At 76.4% G+C, this 18,612-nt stretch carries 16 protein-coding genes; 5 read left to right on the forward strand and 11 right to left on the reverse strand.

The window, feature by feature from the left end; all coding sequences use genetic code 11:
* Nucleotides 1-29: 29 nt before the first annotated feature.
* From cobG to ACQP04_RS20760, 3 genes are read left to right on the forward strand one after another with little or no spacing between them, the layout of a single operon-like run.
* On the forward strand, nucleotides 30-1,271 hold the full coding sequence (gene cobG, locus ACQP04_RS20750; protein WP_433502216.1) for a precorrin-3B synthase: 1,242 nt from the start codon (nucleotides 30-32) through the stop codon (nucleotides 1,269-1,271).
* Complete coding sequence (locus tag ACQP04_RS20755; RefSeq protein WP_433502217.1) at nucleotides 1,268-1,897, forward strand: precorrin-8X methylmutase; 630 nt, start codon at nucleotides 1,268-1,270, stop codon at nucleotides 1,895-1,897. The genes cobG and ACQP04_RS20755 overlap by 4 nt, the downstream gene beginning before the upstream one ends.
* Nucleotides 1,898-3,433, forward strand: a complete 1,536-nt coding sequence (locus ACQP04_RS20760; protein WP_433502218.1) for a precorrin-2 C(20)-methyltransferase — start codon at nucleotides 1,898-1,900, stop codon at nucleotides 3,431-3,433.
* Here ACQP04_RS20760 and ACQP04_RS20765 read toward each other — a convergent pair.
* The 3 genes from ACQP04_RS20765 to cbiE are packed head-to-tail and all read right to left on the reverse strand — an operon-like array spanning nucleotide 3,421 to nucleotide 6,194.
* Nucleotides 3,421-4,182: a cobalt-precorrin-6A reductase gene (locus ACQP04_RS20765; RefSeq protein WP_433502219.1), complete on the reverse strand. Its 762-nt coding sequence runs from the start codon at nucleotides 4,180-4,182 to the stop codon at nucleotides 3,421-3,423. The genes ACQP04_RS20760 and ACQP04_RS20765 overlap by 13 nt on opposite strands.
* Nucleotides 4,183-4,227: 45 nt before the next feature.
* Nucleotides 4,228-4,971 (reverse strand): precorrin-4 C(11)-methyltransferase, encoded by a 744-nt coding sequence (gene cobM / locus ACQP04_RS20770; protein ID WP_433502220.1) that lies wholly within the window; start codon nucleotides 4,969-4,971, stop codon nucleotides 4,228-4,230.
* Nucleotides 4,968-6,194 carry a precorrin-6y C5,15-methyltransferase (decarboxylating) subunit CbiE gene (gene cbiE, locus ACQP04_RS20775; RefSeq protein ID WP_433502221.1) on the reverse strand — a complete coding sequence of 409 codons (1,227 nt, stop codon included), beginning with the start codon at nucleotides 6,192-6,194 and terminating at the stop codon, nucleotides 4,968-4,970. The genes cobM and cbiE overlap by 4 nt, the downstream gene beginning before the upstream one ends.
* A 93-nt stretch (nucleotides 6,195-6,287) precedes the next feature.
* Here cbiE and ACQP04_RS20780 point away from each other — a divergent pair, with 93 nt between their 5' ends.
* The gene (locus ACQP04_RS20780; protein ID WP_433502222.1) at nucleotides 6,288-6,944 is read left to right on the forward strand and encodes a haloacid dehalogenase type II; all 657 of its coding nucleotides are present in this window, start codon (nucleotides 6,288-6,290) and stop codon (nucleotides 6,942-6,944) included.
* A gap of 370 nt (nucleotides 6,945-7,314) precedes the next feature.
* Nucleotides 7,315-8,199, forward strand: a complete 885-nt coding sequence (locus ACQP04_RS20785; RefSeq protein WP_433502223.1) for an IniB N-terminal domain-containing protein — start codon at nucleotides 7,315-7,317, stop codon at nucleotides 8,197-8,199.
* Between the two features lie 93 nt (nucleotides 8,200-8,292).
* Here ACQP04_RS20785 and ACQP04_RS20790 read toward each other — a convergent pair whose 3' ends face one another.
* From ACQP04_RS20790 to ACQP04_RS20825, 8 genes are all read right to left on the reverse strand, one after another.
* Nucleotides 8,293-8,538, reverse strand: coding sequence for a hypothetical protein (locus tag ACQP04_RS20790; RefSeq protein ID WP_433502224.1), 246 nt, complete (start codon nucleotides 8,536-8,538; stop codon nucleotides 8,293-8,295).
* Nucleotides 8,539-8,548: 10 nt separating this feature from the next.
* Nucleotides 8,549-9,292 (reverse strand): ABC transporter ATP-binding protein, encoded by a 744-nt coding sequence (locus ACQP04_RS20795; RefSeq protein ID WP_433502225.1) that lies wholly within the window; start codon nucleotides 9,290-9,292, stop codon nucleotides 8,549-8,551.
* Nucleotides 9,289-10,149: an ABC transporter permease gene (locus ACQP04_RS20800; RefSeq protein ID WP_433502226.1), complete on the reverse strand. Its 861-nt coding sequence runs from the start codon at nucleotides 10,147-10,149 to the stop codon at nucleotides 9,289-9,291. The genes ACQP04_RS20795 and ACQP04_RS20800 overlap by 4 nt, the downstream gene beginning before the upstream one ends.
* Nucleotides 10,146-11,189, reverse strand: coding sequence for an ABC transporter substrate-binding protein (locus ACQP04_RS20805; protein ID WP_433502227.1), 1,044 nt, complete (start codon nucleotides 11,187-11,189; stop codon nucleotides 10,146-10,148). Before ACQP04_RS20805 ends, ACQP04_RS20800 begins: the two co-directional genes overlap by 4 nt.
* 201 nt (nucleotides 11,190-11,390) lie before the next feature.
* A complete protein-coding gene (locus tag ACQP04_RS20810; protein ID WP_433502228.1) occupies nucleotides 11,391-12,713 on the reverse strand; it encodes a GAF domain-containing protein in 1,323 nt (440 codons plus the stop codon).
* Nucleotides 12,714-12,851: 138 nt separating this feature from the next.
* Entirely contained in the window at nucleotides 12,852-13,883 is a 1,032-nt protein-coding gene (locus ACQP04_RS20815; protein ID WP_433502229.1) for an Ldh family oxidoreductase, read from the reverse strand.
* A 10-nt stretch (nucleotides 13,884-13,893) separates the two neighbouring features.
* Complete coding sequence (locus ACQP04_RS20820; RefSeq protein WP_433502230.1) at nucleotides 13,894-17,292, reverse strand: ATP-binding protein; 3,399 nt, start codon at nucleotides 17,290-17,292, stop codon at nucleotides 13,894-13,896.
* Nucleotides 17,289-18,611 carry a sensor histidine kinase gene (locus ACQP04_RS20825; protein WP_433502231.1) on the reverse strand — a complete coding sequence of 441 codons (1,323 nt, stop codon included), beginning with the start codon at nucleotides 18,609-18,611 and terminating at the stop codon, nucleotides 17,289-17,291. Before ACQP04_RS20825 ends, ACQP04_RS20820 begins: the two co-directional genes overlap by 4 nt.
* Between the last annotated feature and the right edge of the window lies 1 nt (nucleotide 18,612).

The following is an 18,612-nucleotide window of genomic DNA, read 5'->3' on the forward strand; positions in this document are numbered from 1 at the left end:
GCGGTCCGGTTCGTGTTTACAGTGCTGCCGTGCCCACCCCTGCGCCCGCCGCCCGCTCGCGCGCCGACGCCTGCCCCGGCGTGCTCGCGCCGCACGACGCGGCGGACGGCGCCCTGGCCCGCGTCCGCCTGCCGGGCGGGGTCGTCGCGGCGGCCCAGCTGCGGGTCCTCGCGGCGTGCGCCGAGGAGCTCGGCGACGGCGCGGTGCACCTCACCTCGCGGGGGAACCTGCAGCTCAGGGGCCTGGACCGGGAGGACCCGCGGCTCGTCTCGCGGCTCGCCGCGGTCGGCCTGATCCCGGCGCCGTCGCACGAGCGGGTGCGCAACGTCCTGGCCTCACCGCTGTCCGGGCTGACCGGCGGGCGGGCGGACGTCCGGGGCCTGGCCCGTGCGCTCGACGAGGCCCTCTGCGCCCGCCCGGCGCTCGCCGCGCTGCCCGGCCGGTTCCTGTTCGCCCTGGACGACGGGAGAGGTGACGTCGCCGCCGAGCGCCCGGACCTGTGCTGGGTCGCGGAGGCGCGGGATCACGGGTTCCTGCAGGTCGCCGGGGTGCCGACGGCGGTGTCCTGCGTCCCGGCGGACGCGCCCGGCCTGCTCGTCGCCGCCGCTGAGGTGTTTCTCACGCTCCGCGAGGAGGAGCGGTCCGGCTGTGCCGGGGCCTGGCGCGCCACCGAGGTCCCGGACGCCCCGGCCCGGATCGCCGCCGCCCTCGCCCGCGGGTCGGGAGATCCGGCACCGCGGATCGCGAGCTCCGGCACCGCGAGTCGCGAGCTCGGCGAGTCGCGGGCTCCGATCGGCCCGATCCCCCGTGACGACGGCGGTGAGGCCCTCGGCGTCGCCCCCGTCCTGGGCGAGATCTCGGCCGCCCAGCTGCGGGGGCTCGCCGCCGCGGCACCCGAGACGATCGTGACCCCGTGGCGCACGCTGGTGCTGCCCGATCCCGCGCCCGACGCCCGGCAACGCCTGCGCGCCCACGGCTTCGTGCTCACGGCCGACGCGCCCGCCCTGGCCCTCAGCGCCTGCGCCGGCCGGCCGGGCTGCGCGAAGTCGCACGCGGACGTCCGGGCGGACGTCCGGGAGGTGCTGGGCCGGGCGCTCGATCTCCCCCGCGCCCACGTCGTCGGGTGCGAGCGGCGGTGCGGGGCACCGCACGAGGCGCACCTCGACGTCGTCGCCCTGCCCGACGGCACCTACCGCCTCGACGACCGCACCGTCCCCGACCTGTCCACCGCGCTCAGCGTCCTCGCACCGACCGGAGAACACCCCGCATGACCAGCGACTACATCCGCGACGGCGCGGAGATCTACCGGCGGAGCTTCGCCACGATCCGGGCCGAGGCCGACCTGTCGGCCCTCCCGCCCGAGGTGGCCTACGTGGTCGTCCGGATGATCCACGCCTGCGGCCAGGTCGACCTGACCGGCGACGTCGGCTTCTCCCCCGCCGTCGTCACGGCCGCCCGGAAGGCCCTGCAGGACGGCGCGCCGATCCTGTGCGACGCGATGATGGTGGCCTCCGGCGTCACGCGGGCCCGGCTGCCGAAGGACAACGAGGTCGTCTGCACGCTGCGGGACCCCCGGGTGCCGGACCTCGCCCGGGAGCTGGGCAACACCCGCTCGGCCGCGGCGCTGGAGCTGTGGCGGGACAAGCTCGACGGCGCCGTGGTCGCCATCGGCAACGCCCCGACCGCGCTGTTCCACCTCCTCGACATGATCGACGCGGGCGCGCCCCGCCCGGCCGCGATCCTCGGCATCCCCGTGGGCTTCATCGGCGCCGCGGAGTCCAAGGAGGCGCTCGCCGCGCGCACCGACCTCGAGTACCTCGTCGTGCACGGCCGGCGCGGGGGCTCGGCGATCACCGCGGCGGCGCTGAACGCCCTGGCCAGCGAGCAGGAGCTGTAGATGACCGGCACCCTCTACGGGGTGGGCCTCGGCCCCGGCGACCCCGACCTCGTCACGATCAAGGCCGCCCGGCTCATCGGCGCCGCGGACGTGATCGCCTATCACTCGGCCCGGCACGGCCGCTCGATCGCCCGGCGGATCGCCGAGCCGCACCTGCGCGGCGGCCAGATCGAGGAGCCGCTGGTCTACCCGGTGACCACGGAGACCGTCGACCACCCGGGCGGCTACCAGGGCGCGATCGACGAGTTCTACGCCGAGGCCGCCGAGCGCCTCGCCGCGCACCTCGCGGCGGGCCGGGACGTCGTGCTGCTGGCCGAGGGAGACCCGCTCTTCTACGGCTCCTACATGCACATGCACAAGCGGCTGGCCGGCCGGTTCCGCGCGGAGGTGGTGCCCGGCGTGACGTCGGTGAGCGCCGCCGCGGCCGCGCTCGGGCAGCCGTTGGTGGAGCGGGACGAGATCCTGACGATCCTGCCCGGCACGCTGCCCCGGGAGGTGCTGGCCGAGCGGTTGTGCGCCACCGACTCCGCGGCCGTCATGAAGCTGGGGCGGACCTTCACCACGGTCCGCGAGGCCTTCGCCGACGCCGGCAAGCTCGGCCGCGCCCAGTTCGTCGAGCGGGCCACGATGGACGGGCAACGCACCGGCGCGCTTGCGGACATCGACCCGGAGTCGGTGCCGTACTTCTCGATCGCGGTGCTGCCCGGCGAGGTGGCCGCGAGCATCCCCGACGACGCCGAGCAGCGGGCCGAGACGGAGCCCGAACCCGTGTCCGAGGAGCGCGTCACCGGGCGCGGCGAGGTCGTCGTCGTCGGGACCGGGCCGGCCGGGCGGGACTGGCTGACCCCGCAGGTCGCGGCCGCCCTCGCCGCGGCGGACGACCTCGTCGGCTACGGCCCCTACCTCGACCGGGTGCCGCCGAACCCGCGGCAGACCCGGCACGCCAGCGACAACCGCGTCGAGGCCGAGCGGGCCGCGCACGCGCTGGACGTGGCTGCGTCGGGCCGCAACGTGGCCGTGGTCAGCGCGGGCGACCCGGGCGTGTTCGCGATGGCCACCGCCGTGCTCGAGGTGGCGTCGGAGCCGAAGTACCTCGACGTCCCGGTCCGCGTGCTGCCCGGGCTGACCGCCGCGCAGGCCGTCGCCGCCGCGGTCGGTGCCCCGCTCGGCCACGACTACGCGATGATCTCGCTCTCCGACCGGCTCAAGCCGTGGGAGACGGTCGTCGACCGGCTCGTCCACGCCGCGCAGGCCGACCTGGCGATCGCGATCTACAACCCGCGGTCGAAGGCGCGGCCGTGGCAGGTCGGCGCCGCCCGGGACGCCCTGCTGGAGCACCGCTCCCCGGAGACCCCGGTCGTCCTCGGGCGGGACGTCGGCGGCTCCGGCGAGCGCCTGACGATCACCACGCTCGGCGAGCTCGACCCCGAGCAGGTCGACATGCGGACGTTGGTGATCATCGGCTCGTCCACCACCCGGGTTGTGGTGCGCAACGGGCGTCCGACGGTGTTCACGCCCCGCCACTACGGCGCCTGACCCGCGAGGCGGGCAGCGGCCTCCGCGGGCGTGGCCACCACCGGCACGCCCGGCGGGAGCGCCGGGCGGTCGACCATCACCACGGGCACGCCCAGGGCGCGGGCGGCCGTGAGCTTGGCCGCGGTGTCCGAGCCGCCCGAGTCCTTGGTCACCAGCACGTCCACGGCGTGCTCGCGCAGGAGCGCCGTCTCGCCGTCGACGGTGAACGGGCCGCGCGCCAGGATCGACCGCGTCCGCCGCGGCACGGGCGGATCGGGCGGGTCGACCGACCGGACGAGGAACCAGAGGTCCAGGTCGGCGAACGCCGCCAGGTCCTGCCGTCCGGTCGTCAGGAACACGCGCTCGCCCAGCCCCGGCAGCACCTCTGCCGCCTCGGCCAGGGACGCCACGCGGTGCCACCGGTCCCCCGGCTGCGCGGTCCAGCCCGGACGGCGCAGGATCGTGAGCGGCACGCCGGCCCCTGCGCACGCGGCCGCGGCGTTCGCCGTCATCCCGGCGGCGAAGGGGTGCGTGGCGTCGACGACGTGCGTGACCGCCTCGGCCCGCAGGTACGCGACCAGCCCGGCGACCCCGCCGAACCCGCCGATCCGCACCTCGCCGGGCGGCAGCCGGGGGGAGCGGACCCGGCCGGCCAGCGAGGAGACGACCGAGAGCGCCCGGTCGGTCGACGCGGACCGCGGCCCGGCGGGCTGCAGGAGTTCCGCGAGCGCCCGGCCGTCGGACGTCCCGCCCAGGATGAGTATCCGCACGTCAGGAGGGGTCGTGAGTGGCGAGTGCCGCTCTAGGGGCAGTTGTCACGCACGGCAGCGGGTGTCCGAGTACAGGTGGCTGTCCGGGAACTGCTCGGCCGCGAGGGCCGGGCCGACGATGATCACCGCGGTGCGCTGGATGCCGGCCTCGTGCACGGCGTGGGCGATGTCGTCGAGCCGCCCGCGCAGCACCATCTCGTGCTCCCGGCTGGCGTAGGCCACCACGGCGGCCGGGCAGTCGGCGCCGTAGGACGGCGCCAGCTCCTTCACGACCTCGTCGATGCGGTGCACGGCCAGGTGCAGCACCAGCGTGCCGCCGGCGGTGCCCAGCGCCTCCAGGGACTCCCCCTCGGGCATCGGCGTGGCCCGGGCCGCGATGCGGGTCAGCGTGACGGTCTGGGCGACCGTCGGGACCGTGAGCTCGCGCTTGAGCGAGGCCGCCGCCGCGGCGTAGGCCGGCACCCCGGGCGTGACGTCGTAGGGCACGCCCGCCGCGTCGAGCCGCCGCATCTGCTCGGCCATCGCGGAGAAGACCGACGGGTCGCCGGAGGCCAGCCGCGCGACGTCGAGCCCGTGCTCGTGCGCCCGCACCATCTCGTCGACGATCTCGGCCAGCGTCATCAGCGCGGTGTCGACGGTGCGGGCGTCGGGCGGGCAGAGCTCCAGCATCTCCGGCGGGACCAGCGAGCCCGCGTAGAGGCACACCGGCGAGGCCGCGATCAGGTCGCGGGCGCGGAGGGTCAGCAGGTCGACGGCGCCGGGGCCGGCGCCGATGAAGTGCACGGTCATACGTCGCAGCTCCAGATCGTGACGGGCATCGCGGGTTTCCAGCCGAGGAACCCGCCGACGGGCTCGGCGCGCGCGACCTGCAGTCGCACCAGGGTTCCGCCGAACCGTTCGCGGGCGGCGGCCAGCGCGGCCTCGGACTCCACGGTCACGCCGTTGGCCACCAGCCGGCCGCCCGCGGGCAGGGCCTCCACGCACGCCTCGAGGACGCCGTCGCGGGTGAGGCCGCCGCCGATGAACACGGCGTCGGGCGGGGGCAGGTCGGCGAGGGCCGCGGGGGCGCGCCCGGTCACGACCTGCAGCGCGGGCACGCCGAGTGTCGCGGCGTTGTGCCGGATGCGTTGCGCGCGTTCGGGATGCGACTCGACGGCGACCGCCCAGCAGGAGCGGTGGGCGCGCATCCACTCGATCGCGATGCTGCCGGCGCCGGCGCCGACGTCCCAGAGTGTCCGGCCGGGGCGCGGGGCGAGGTGGGCGAGGGTGACCGCCCGGACCTCGCGCTTGGTGAGCTGCCCGTCGTGGGCGTAGGCGTCGTCCGGCAGGCCGGGGACCTCGCCGAGCACCCGCGCGCCCGGCGCGGCGGCGCACTCCACGGCGACGACGTTGAGCGCGTCGCCCTCCGGGTGCAGCCAGTCCCGCGCGGTGCCCGAGTACAGCCGCTCCCCCGGGCCGCCGAGCTGCTCGAGCACGGTGAGCCTGCTCGGGCCGAACCCGTCCGCGGTGAGCTGGGCGGCGATCAGCGCGGGCGAGGCGGCGCCGGCGCTGAGGACGAGGATCCGCCGGCCGGGGCTCACCGAGCGACGCAGCCGTTCGACCGGGCGCCCGACGACGCTGACCACCTCGACGTCCTCGCTCGGCCAGCCCAGCCGCGCACAGGCCAGGGTGACCGACGACGGGTGCGGGATCACGTGCATCTGCTCGGCGCCGACGGTCCGGGCCAGGGTCGCACCGAGGCCGAAGAACATCGGATCGCCGGAGGCCAGCGCGCAGAGCCGCTGCCCGGCGTACTTCGCCAGCAACCCCGGCAGCGCCGGAACCAGCGGCGACGGCCACGCCACCAGTTCGGCCTCGACCTTGCCCGCCACCAGGTCCAGCTGCCGCGGCCCACCGAGGATCACCTCGGCCGCCGCGAGGGTCTCCTGGGCCGTGCCGGCGAGCCCGGACCAGCCGTCCGCCCCGATCCCGACGACGGTGACCGCCGGCCCCTCGTGCGCACCCGTGTCCACGGCTGCAGACCATACGTGGCGGCCCGGTGATCGCGGTCGGCGTCGTGGGCGGAAGCACGGCGGCGCGGGCCCGCCGGTGCGACGATCGCCGGCATGGCTCCCGAGACGGTGGTCTTCGACGTCAACGAGACCCTCTCCGACCTGCGCCCGCTGGCCGAGCGGTTCACCGAGCTCGGCGCCCCCGAGCACCTCTCGACCCTGTGGTTCGCGAGCACCCTGCGGGAGGGGATCGCGCTGGCCGCCGCGGGCGACTACCGGCCCTTCGCGGAGGTGGCCCGGGAGACCGCGCAGGACCTCCTGGCGCCCTACACCTCCGACGAGGACGCACCCGACCATGTGATCAGGGGGTTCCTCGGGCTGCCGCTGCACCCGGACGTCGTCGAGGGGGTCCGCCGGCTGCGGGCGGCCGGCTCGCGGCTCGTCACGCTGTCCAACGGCTCGACCTCGGTCGCGGAGCGGCTGCTCGGCGAGGCGGGGATCCGCGACGAGTTCGAGTACGTCCTCTCGGTCGACGACGCCGGGATCTGGAAGCCGGCCCCGGGCGCGTACGAGTTCGCCGCCCGGGTGTGCCGGAGGGAGCCCGGCGAGCTGCTGATGGTCGCCGTGCACCCGTGGGACCTGCACGGGGCCGCGCGGGCCGGGATGCGGACGGCGTGGATCGACCGGGACGGCCGGCGCTACCCCGGGCACGTCCAGGCGCCGGACCACCGGGTGCCGACGGTCGGGGCGCTGGCCGAGCTCCCGGGTTGAGCCCCCGCACCCGATCGGGGCGCGGAACGGGGGTTCCGGGCAAGCCGGGGTCAAGGGCTCGTCGCATTCTCTCCGCCGCCGATCCGGGTTTCGTCATGCGGTCGTAAAACGGTCCGCCGAAAAGCGCTTCCCGGCGCCCTCGCCGCCTTGGTGACCGGCCGTCCGATTCCTGCCGAGAAAGGGAGTCGCCGCAGCTCACCTGGGCGGATGCAGCGTTCCGCCGCCCCGTTGTCGGAATTGCCGCACCGTCCCCGCACGGCGGCCGCGGGAACGGGGGATCATGCCCGATCCGTTCCGCGGCCCCCGTTCCTAACGTCGTCGCCGAACCGCCCGCCGAGGGCAATTCCGCGACGACACCCGGGAGACCACCGTGGCCACCACGACCCTGCTCGACCTGCTGATGAACCTGCTGCAGAACCCCGCCGAGCAGCAGGCGTTCCTCGCCGACCCGGCCGGCTACCTCCAGGAGTGCGGGCTCGCCGACCTGTCCCCGGAGGACATCAAGGACGCGGTGACCCTGGCGGCCGACAGCCCGCACCACGACTGGGACGGCCACGGCCACCACGAGCTGCCGCCGGCCCCGCCCGTGCACCACCACCACGACGACTCCGGCCACCACGACCCGCACACCGAGGCCGCCGACTACCTCAAGACGTACATCACCAACACCTTCGTCGACGACCGGAAGACCTTCATCGACCAGTCCTTCCACCAGGACATCGACACCCACGGCGGCGACGTCGACCAGCGCATCGACCTGCACCAGGCCAACGCCACGGGCGACGGGTCCGTGGCGGTCGGCGGCGACAACCGCGCCCCCGTCGCGACCGGCGACCACGCCGTCGCCGGGTGGGGCAACGAGGTCGTGAACGGCGAGGACAATGCCGCCTCCTTCGGGTCCGGCTCGGCGGTCAACCAGTCCGGTGCCACCGCCGACCACGGCGGCGCGCTCTCCGGCACCGGCGGCGCCACCGGGAACTTCACCGACAGCAACGACCACCTGGCGAACTTCGGCTCCGGGTCGCTCGCGGACAAGGGCGGCGACGCCACCCAGTCCGACGCGCACAACTCGACGGACAGCCACAACGACTCGCACAACGACAGCCACGTCGACAGCGGGCACAACGACACCGACACCCACGTGTCCGACGACCACTCGTTCACCGACGACCACACGGTCGACGACAGCCACGCGGTCGACAGCCACGCGACCGACGACCACTCGATCGACCACTCCTTCGACCTGCACGCCTGAGCCGTGAGTGCCGACTGCCCCACCAGCGGCAGTCGGCACTCACGACCCCCGGTGAGCTGCGGGAACGACTGCCCGGCCGCGGCGAGCGTGGCGTCAGCCCGCGGCGTAGGAGTGGTCCAGGTGGGCGTAGTGCTTGGGCCGCAGCCGCATCGCGTGCACCACCCGCTCCCCCGCCGGCCCGCGCTCGACCACGACCTCCAACAGGTTGCGGTTCTGGTCCGGGCCGATGCACAGCGTCCGGCCGGGCTCCTGCGGCACCCGCCACAGCGGCGCGGCCACGACGGCCCGGATGGCGTCGGCCGGGATGCCGTGCTTGAGCGCCCCGGGCGTGATGTCCACGCGGACCAGCCTAGAGCCGGGTCCCGCCGCGCAGGGTGTCGAGCAGCTCGGCCTCGGCGGCGGCGAAGGCGGGATCGGTGAGCACGCCCACCTCGCGCGGCCGGGGCAGGTCGATCCGCACCTCGCGGGCGACGTGCGCCGGGCGGGGCGAGAGCACCAGGACCCGGTCCGAGAGGAACACCGCCTCCCGGATGTCGTGGGTGATCAGCAGGACCGTCCAGCCGAAGCGCCCGCGGACCTCCTCCAGCCACTCCTGCATCGCGGTGCGGGTGAGCGAGTCGAGGGCGCCGAAGGGCTCGTCGAGCAGCAGCACCTCGCGGTCCTGCACCACCGTGCGCAGCAGCGCCGCCCGCTGCCGCATCCCGCCCGACAGCTCGGCCGGCCGGGACCGCTCGAATCCCGCCAGCCCGAAGGGGCCGAACAGGTCCCGCGCGCGGTCCCGGGCCTCCCGCCGGCGCATCCCGGCGACCTCGAGCCCCAACGTCGTGTTGTCCAGCACCGTGCGCCACGGGAAGAGCAGGTCCTTCTGCGGCATGTACCCGAAGGTCTCCCGGCCCGCCGGCGCGCCGTCGACCAGCACCCGGCCGCGGTCCGGCTCGACGAGCCCGGCCAGCACGCCGAACAGCGTGCTCTTGCCGCACCCGCTCGGCCCGAGGATCGAGACGAACTCGCCCGGCGCGACGTCGAACGACACCCCGTCGAGCACGGGCAGGTCGCCGAACGCGAGCTCGAGCCCCTCCACGGTGATCTTCACCGGCGGGCCCCCCGGATCCACGGCGCCACGACCCGCTCGACGAGGTACGTCAGGCCGAACAGCGCGACGCTGACCAGCGCCGTCACCCCCACGGCGGCGAGGACGAGGTCCGTGCGGAAGGAGTTCTTCTGCTGGGCCATGTAGATGCCCAGCCCGGCCCGGGCGCCGACGTACTCGGCGAAGATCGCGCCCGTGACCGCGTAGGTGATCGCGATGCGCAGGGCGGTGAAGAACGACGGCAGCGCCCCCGGCAGCCGGACGTACCGGAACTCCGCCCAGCGCCCGCCGCCCATGCTGCGCAACAGGTTCGACGCCTCGGGATCGGCGCGGGAGAAGCCCTCGATGAGCCCGACGGCGATCGGGAAGAAGGTCACCAGCGCGATCACCAGCACCTTCGGCAGCAACCCGAAGCCGAACCAGATGATCATGAGCGGGGCGATGGCGATGATCGGCAGGGTCTGCGAGGCGACCAGCAGCGGCACCAGCGCCCGCCGGAGCCACGGCGAGAAGTCGACGACGACCGCCAGCACCCAGCCGACCGCCAGCGACACCGCGAACCCGACCGCGGTGACCTGCAATGTCGGGAGGGTGTTGGCCCACAGCACCTCCCGGAAGGCCCAGCCCTGCTCGACCACGCGCAGCGGCGAGGGCAGGACCTGCGGGCGGACCGCGAGCGCCGTGACGGCCCACTGCCACACCGCGAGCAGGAGCAGCACCACGAGCACCGGCGGGGCCACCCGGCGCAGCAGCGACGAGCGGCCCCGGGCCGGCCGCCGCGCGGGCGAGCGGCCCGCCCGCCCGGTGAGGGCGGGCGGGGGTGGCCCGGGCTCCGCGAGGACCCGGTCAGCGCGGGTCACGACGTGGCCCCGCCCGGGGCCAGGTAGTCGTTCGTGAACCAGCTCGAGAAGTCCGGACGGGTGGTGACGGGCTTGCCGGACGCGTCGGTGACCGCGCCCGAGTCGATCAGGAAGCCGGAGAAGCCCTGCCAGCGGTCCAGGGTCTGCGTGCCGACCTTGCCCGCCGGGTCCTTCAGGTAGTCCTGCGCGAGCATGTCCTGGCTGCGGGTCACGAGCTCGGGCTCGGTGAAGGCACCGGGGTTCGCGTCCTGCAGGTCCTTGGCCGCGCGGGCCGGGTCGTCGGCGGCGAGCTGGTAGCCGCGCTGGGCGGCCTGCACGAACCTGGCGGCCTGGTCCGGGTGGTCCTTGAGCCAGGTGGAGTTGCCGATCAGCAGGACGTTGTAGGCGTCGGGGAAGCCGTAGTCGGTGTACTTGAAGGTCTTCAACGGCTCGTTGCGCAGCTGGGCCTCGATGCCCTCCCACGCGACGAACGGCTCGGTGAAGTCGACCTGCCCGGCGTACAGCGCCTCGTACGCACTGGTCCCGAGGGTGACGGTCTGGAACTCGCCCTTCCCGCCGGCGTCGCGGATGACCTGGCGCATCTTCGGCTCCTCGCCGGGTCCGCCGAACCCGCCGTAGGTCTTGCCGTCGAGGTCCTTGGGCGAGGTGATGTCGGCGCGGTCGGCCTTCACCGCCACCTCGGTGGCCCAGTGCTGCAGGACCGCCATGACCGAGGTGATGTCGGCGCCGGCGGCCTTCGAGAAGGTGAACGAGTCCTGGAAGCTGATCCCGAACTCGGCGGCGCCGTTGCCGACCAGGGTGTCCGGCGAGGTGTCGCTGTAGGGCAGGAACTGGACGTCGAGCCCCGCGTCGCGGAACCAGCCCTCCTGCTGCGCGACGTACAGGCCGCTGTGGTTGGTGTTCGGGGTCCAGTCCAGGGCGATCCGGACCGGCTCCGGCGAACCCTGCTGCTGGTCGGCGGCGCCGCCGCAGCCGGTGAGGAGCAGCGCCAGCCCGACGACGAGGGCCGCCAGCCGGAGAACGACACGGGACGGGGACATGCGCGACACGGTCCTCCCTACGCCGGTGCTAACCGGGTCAGGTGCGAACGGTCGACGGCCGGTCCTGCCGCCCTCTCAGCCTCGGATCGTGAGTGCTCCCGCGGGTTCGGAAGCAGACCCTACGTCCCCCCGCGCGCCCGTGCCACCGTCTCCCCCGCCCCCGCGGTGTGACGTCCGCGTGACGGGGAGGCGTCGCGCGGGTCAGGTGATGTCGGCGCGGCGGTGCCGGGCGCGCGGTGCGCCCGAGCCCGGGACGTGCGGCCCCTCAGGGGCGGGCGGTGCGGCGCGGCGGCCGGACGCGGAGCGCTCGTCGCCGGTCGGCCGGTCCTCCCGGCGCTGCTGCGGGACCCGCGGGGCGTCGGGCCGGTCCTCGGCGCGTCGACGGCCGCCGGACCGCTCCGGCGTCCCCGGCCCGGGGAGCGCGGCCTGGTCGAGGTCCCAGGGGTCGCGACCGGGCAGGACCTCGCCGGCCGGCGGCCGGTCCGCGGGCTCGCGGAGGCGCCGCTTGCCGCCGCCCGACGGGGGTGCGGCGGCCGGGCGCTGCTCGCCGGACCCGGCCCGCCGGGTCGGCGACGGCGCGCCGCCGTGCCGCGGCTGCGGGACGGGCGGCAGGGCGCCGGGCGGGACCGGGCCCCGGGCCGCGCGCTGCTCGGTGGGTTCCGGCCGCGCCCGCGGGCGCGGGTCGGCGACCTGCCCGCCGCGGGGCTCCGACCGGGAGCCGCGGGACCGCTCGGGTGTGGGCTGCGGCCGCTCCTGCCCGCGCGCGGCCTGCGGGGCGCCGGGCGCGGGAACCCGCCCGGGCGTCACCACCCCGAACACCTGGGTCGGCGTGTCCTCCCCCGCCGCGGGCGGCGCGTCGGTGCGGTCCAGCACGGCCCGCGCGGCCTCCGCCGGCTCGACGCCGGTCTTGCGCGCCCCGCTGGCCAGGTAGCGCCCGGCCTCCTCGACATCCGTGCGGTACCGCTCGGCGAGCATTCCGGTGGCGTGCGCGACCGGCAGCGCGGTCTCGTGCTCCGCGGTCAGCCGCGCGACGGTGGCGGTGAGCCGGCGCAGCGCGCAGACGTCCGTGAGCCGCGCGGACAGGACGTCGGCGAGCCCGGCGACGGCGTCGACGTGCCCGTCCCCCACGGGCCGGCCCGGGTGCCCGAACAGCTGCAGCCCGCCGACCGGTTCCCCGTCGACGACCAGCGGGACGACGACCGAGCACGTCAGCCCGGTGTCCGCGGCCGCGGCCGCCAGCTCCGGCGGGCCGATGCGGGTGAGGTCCGGGGTGACCATCGGGCGTCCGGAGCGGACGGCGCCCTGCACCGGGCCGGTGCCCGCCCGCAGCTCCATCTCCCCGAGCCGTCCGGCCGCCGTGTCCGACGCGGACACCCCCGCGAGCCCCGGGAGCCGGTCCGGGACCTCGACCAGCACGATCGCCGCGCCCGAGACGCCGAGCGTCGCGGGCAGGGCGGTGCAGACCGAGGAGAGCAGCGTGCCGACATCGGCGCCGGCCACCGCCGTGCGCCCCACCTGCAGCATCAGCCCCATGATCCCGGGATCGTCCGGATGCATCGCCCCAGCCCCCTCGGACGTCTCGCAGTACGAGTGCTACCGCGCGTAGTCAACCATCAGCCGTCCGTGGAACGGCACGGACGATCATGGGCTGGGCCGAACGGATCAGCGCCGGCGGAGCTCCTGCACCTGCGCCCAGGTGGTCTCGTCGACGGGCACGCCGCGGAACCGGTTGCGGGCCCGCACGTCGTGGGCGCGGTCGCCGGGCACCTGCACCCGGGTGTGCCCGGGCGCGGGCGGGAGGGTCCGCAGCTCGTCGAGGAAGGCGGCGATCGCCGGCTGCGTCCGGCCGACGCCGAACAGGCCCGGCGCGAAGGCGATCAGCAGGTCCCCCTTGGTCACCGGGTCCGTGGTGTCGAGCGTGCCCCGGACCTCCCGGCCGAGCGCGGTGCCGGTCAGGGAGGCGACCAGCAGCTCGAGGACCAGCGACAGCGCGTAACCCTTCGGGCCGCCCACCGGGGTGATGGCGCCGTCGAGGGCGGCGGTCGCGTCCGTGGTCGGCGCGCCCTCGGCGTCGACGGCCGCGCCCTCGGGCAGCGGCTCGCCGCGGGCCGCGTGGTCGAGCACCTTGCCGCGGGAGATCTGCCCCGTCGCCATGTCGAGCACGACGGGTCGGCCGCCCGTCGGGATGGCCGCCGCAATCGGGTTGGTGCCCAGCATCGCGGGAGCGGCGCCCCAGGGGTGGACGAGGGCCTCGCTGGTGGTCGTCGCGAGACCGGCGAGCCCGGCCTCGGCCAGCCGCTCCACGTACGGCGCGAGCATCCCGAGGTGCCCCGCCCGGCGGATCGCCGCGACGGCGACCCCGGTGCGCGGCACCCGTTCGACCAGCGCCTCGACGGCCCGGTGGGCGACGGGCGGGCCGAGCCCGGTCCGGCCGTCGATGGTCAGCACCGAGTCGGTGGTCCAGCGCAGCTCGGGCTCCGCCGCGGGGTCCAGCACCCCGTTGCCGATCCGGCCGGCCAGCACCGGCAGCCGCCGGATGCCGTGCGAGGCGTGTCCGCGCAGGTCGCCCTCGAGCAGCATCCCGGCCTGCTCGCGCGCCGCGCGTTCCGGTGCACCGAGGCCGGTGAGGACCTCGGTGCTGAGCCCCAGGTGCTCGTCGACGGAGACGCGGTGCACACCGTCGGCGTCGATCATGGCGGCGACCCTACCGGCCGGCGCCGACCCCGGCGGGCGGCGTCGGGACCGGTCCGGCCCCGACCGGGGTGAGGGCGACGGGCGAGGTGGGCGTCTCGGCCAGCATCCGCTCGCAGGTCAGGACCAGCACCGCTGCGGCGGCGCGCTGGTCCCGCGTCGACACCGGGTGCTCGGCCCGCCGCTGCCAGCGGCTGAGCTGCGCCGCCGCGGCGAGCCGGATCTCGTCGGGGCCGGCGTCGGGCGCGAGGCCCAGCCGGCGGTGGACGGCGGTGCCCTCCGCGCCCAGCAGCAGCTCGGCCGCGGTGCGCTCGTCGGTGGAGAGGGCGGGGGTGCCGGCGCGTAGCGCGTCGACGAGGTCGAGCTCGGCGAGCTCGTGCGCGGTCGTGCGGAGGCGTTCGAGCAGGTAGCGCAGGTCGCCGTCGTCCCCCCCGGGCCGCGCGGCGACGATCCCGTCCAGCTCGCGGAGCACGGCGCGGGCGCGCAGCGCGTCCGCCCGGTCGGCGAGCCCGCGTTCGAGCAGCTCGCGCAGCCGCGGCACGCCGCTGCGCCGGGTCAGCTCGGCGGCCACCTCGTCCGGCCTCGCGCCGTTGGCGGCCAGCTCGGAGACGAGGGCCGAGCCCGTCTTCCCCCAGGTCAGCCCGGCCGCGACGGGGATCACGGTCCAGCAGCGCCGTCGCACCTCGGGCTCCGCGGCACGCCGGCGGGCCTCGCTCCACGGGTCGCCCGCGAGCTCGTCCGCCCGGGCGAGGACGCCGATCGCGGGTGGCCCGTCGGGCGGCACCCCGTCGTCGGCGGGCAGCACGAGCAGCGGAACGTCCCCGGCCGTGCCCTCGACGATCTCCAGGTCGACCTCGCCCGGGGTCGCCGCCAGGGCCGCGACCAGCGTGGACACCCCCGACCTCGGCGGCCCCGAGACCGCGACCCGCAGCGGGCGGTCGAGGTCGGCCTCCAGCGCGTGCAACCGCTCGCGCAGGCCCGCGTCGGCCGACGCGGCGGCCGCGGCCAGCACGCGCCGGACCTGGCCGGGCAGGGACGTGTCCGCGCCGCGGTCGTGGTGCTCCGGCGGGAGCGTCGGCACGGGACGGGTCTCGACCACCAGCCCGGCGACGTCGAGCGCGGTGGTGTCCGCCTCGACGTCGAGCGCGGGGGCCGGCGCCGGCCCGGTGTCCTGCGTCTCCGCCTCGGGCACCGGGACCGAGCCCTCGACGGTCGTGCCCTCCCCCGGCGCCGACCTCAGGTCCACCCGCCCGCCGGCCGCGACGATCCGCGCGGCGACGTTGCGCAGGCCGCGCCCGGCCGTCGCCGCCGCCGGCCCGACCACCGCCGGTTCCGGCACCACGAACCCGGGCCCGCTGTCGCGGACGGTGAAGTGCAGCCGTCCGTGCTCCTCGTCGAACCGGATGACGACGTCCGCGCCGGGGGCGTGCTTGTGCGCGTTGTTCACCGACTCCAGGCAGCAGAAGTACACCGCGGCCTCGAGCTCCGGCGGGTAACGCCGCCCGGCCGGGAGCGCCGACTCCACCCGCACCGGCGGCGGCCCGGCCAGCTCGACCTCCAGCGCCGCGACCAGGCCGCGCTCGGCGAGCGCGATGGACCGGACCCCGCTGGCGGTCTCGGCGAGCACGGACTCCGCCGTGTCGAGCTGCCCGGCCAGCACCCCGAGCCGCTCGCGGGCCTGCTCGATCCGCCCGTTCTCCACCTCGTGCTGCACGAGCCCGAGCACCAGCCGCAGCGAGACGAGCTGGTGCTGGGCGCCGTCGTGCAGGTCCCGCTCGATCCGCCGGCGCTCGGCATCCATCTCCGACACCGCCTCGCGCCGGGACACCGCGATCTCGGCCGCGTGCGCGAGCGCCGCCCGCAGCTGGCGCTCCAGCTCCACGCCCAGCCGGCTGGCGGTGACGACCACGCCCAGGCTGTCCGCGATGTCCTCCAGCAGGTGCCGACGGTCGGCGTGCAGCCCGGCGACGGCGGCCCGGTCCACCTCCAGGGTGCCGAGGTGCTGCGCGCCGCCGCGGACCGGGACGCCGACCAGCCCCGTGCCGTCGTCCCGCCGGGTCGCCCGCCGCGACGCCCATTCGTAGGTGCGGTCCCGGAGCCCGGGCCGCACCACGGTGAGCCGGCAGCGCGACGAGCCGAGGGCCCGCCCGACCGCCTCGGCGACGCGGGCGAGATCGGGTGCGTCGGACGCCGCGGTCCGGGACAGCGCCGCGACCTCGGCGAGCGCGCTGTACGGGGTGGGCCTGCGGCCGTAGAGCAGCCGGTCGGTGAGCCCCTCCACCGCCCGGTACACGGGCAGGAAGGCGACGGCGGCGAGCAGCGACGCGCCGAGCGAGGACCACAGCGGCCCGAACCCGATCAGCCACCCGGCCGCCTCGAACACGACGACCCCGCCGCCGACGAGGGCCACCGCCAGCACGGCCGCCAGGACCCGGCTGAACCGCGCCTCCGCCGACCACAGCCGCTCCGCGCGCACCGCGACCAGCACCGCGACCGCGATCGCCGCCGACCCGACCCGCGAGGCCCAGAACAGCAGCGCGACCGGCTGGCCGGCGGCCGCACCCGTCGTCGTCGAGTCGTGGGCCGTCGGGTCGTAGAGCTCCAGGCCGGGGACGCCGAGCAGCCAGAGCACGATCGTGCTGATCCCCAGCACGACGATCGCCGCGAACGCGGCCACGAGCAGGCTGAACACCAGCCGGGCCTGGGTGCGCAGGGCCGCGGTCTCGCCGCGGCGGATGCGCCCGGGCAGCACCGCCACCCCGACCAGCGGCACCAGGAAGCCGAAGAACAGCACGCAGCTGGTGGTGTGCCGCAGCAGCGCCGTCCCGAACCCGACGATCCCGAGCACGAGCACGCCGAACACCGCCAGCGTCACCCGGCCCGAGCGGCCCCAGCGCGACGGCCATGCACCCTGCGGCGTCGGGAAGACCAGCAGCGCGAGGACGTAGGCCGCGCAGGCCACGCCGTGCAGCACGATCTGGTGGACGGGCCCGGCCGCGATCCCGGTCGCGGTGTCGACGGCGGTCGCGGCCGCGTGCGCCTGCAGGTTGAAGGCGCCGCCGGAGCCGACCATGGCCAGCGCGAGCAGCCGGGTCGGCCAGCCCGAGCCGCCGCGGACCAGCAGCACCACCGCGATCGCGACCGCGGCCAGGCTCAGCGCGTAGTCGACGACGAGCTGGTCCAGCGGCTCGGTCGCGGGCGCCGCGGCGGCGACCGCCCGGGCCCACACCGAGTCGCCAGCCCCGAACCCGGGCACGTACCAGGCCACCGCGACGTACGCGCCGACCGCCAGCCACCCGATCGCGACCACCGAACAGACGACGAGGACCACGACGTAGACCGTGACGGCGAGCCGGTGCAGCCCGCTCGCGCCCGCAGGTGCGCGGGCCGGCCGGATCGCGGTCGCGCTCACACCCGCACCTCCCGGGCGACCTCGACGGCGGGCTCCAGCCGCTCCGGCAGGCTCGCGGTGAGCACCAGCCGACCGTCCTCGTCCGTGGTCAGGCTGGCCTCGCCGCCGAGCGCCGCCAGCCGCTCGAGGTCACCGGCCAGCGCGGCGCGCAGCTCCCCCGGGGCGAACCCGGGCCGCGGGTCGACGACGCTGACGGCCAGCCGCCCGTCGGCGTGGGTCAGCTCGACCTCCAGCTCGGGCCCCTGAGAAGCGGCCAGCCACTGCAGCGCCGAGGCGGCGACGTAGTAGACGCCGGACTCGACCTCCCACGGCAGCCGGTCCTCGGGCGCGCCGGCGAGCCGGACCGGCCGGTCCAGGTCAGCGGCCACCTCCTCGAGCGCGCCGACCGGGCCCTGATCGCGCAGGACCTGCGGGTAGACCCCGCGGGCGATGAGCCGGAAACGGTCGAGCAGCTCGTCGAGCTGGGTGCCGGCGCGGCGGATCGCGGACCCGGCCCGGGCCGGGTCCGGCGTGCTCCCGCCCAGGTCCTGCCGGGCCCCGTCCAGCACGATCCGCAGGGTGGCGAGCCGGTCGGTGGTGGCCTGCGAGAGCTCGCCGACCAGCCGGCGCCGCTCGACGTCCCGGGCCGTGGCGAGCCGCTCCCGGGACCGCTCGAGCTCGGCGGCCAGCTCCGCGGCCCGCCGGACGCGGTCGCGCAGCTCGGTGTTCATCGCGACGCCGCGCAGCAGCAGCCCCGCCCCGCCCGCGAGGTCCCGCATGAGCCGCTGGTCGGCAGGGGTGATCGCGGTCGGCTTGCGGATGGCGAGCACCGCCCGCAGCGTCTGTCCCTCGACGATCGGGACGACGTGGTCGGCCCGCCGCTCCGGGTCCTCCCCGCCGAGCAGCACGGCGAGGTTCGGCACGGTCTCCCCGGTGACCGCGCGCGGCGGGTGGACCGCGGCCGTCACCAACCGGTCGGAGACGGCGAGCCAGACCCGCGCCTCGCGCGCCGCGGTGCCCTCCGCCAGCACCTCCGCCAACCCCGGCAGGGCCGAGTCCGGGGTTCCGCTCCGGATCCGCGCGGCCGCCTCGGCCAGCGCGGAGTACGGAGTCGTGCCCCGGGTGTGGGTCACGCGCTCGACGATCCGGTCCACCACCGGGCGCAGCCGCGCCGCGCCGATCGCGCAGACGAGTGCCGCGACGAACGGCAGCAGCACGCCGATCTGGCCGAGGCCGGTGCCGAGCAGCACCGGCGGGACCACGACGAGGACCGCGAACACGACGAGGACCGCGCCGCCGACCAACGCGGCGCGCAGCCCCAGCGCGGCCCACCTCTCCATA

The sequence above is a fragment of the Pseudonocardia halophobica genome, assembly GCF_050948485.1.
Taxonomy (GTDB): Bacteria; Actinomycetota; Actinomycetes; order Mycobacteriales; family Pseudonocardiaceae; genus Pseudonocardia; species Pseudonocardia halophobica.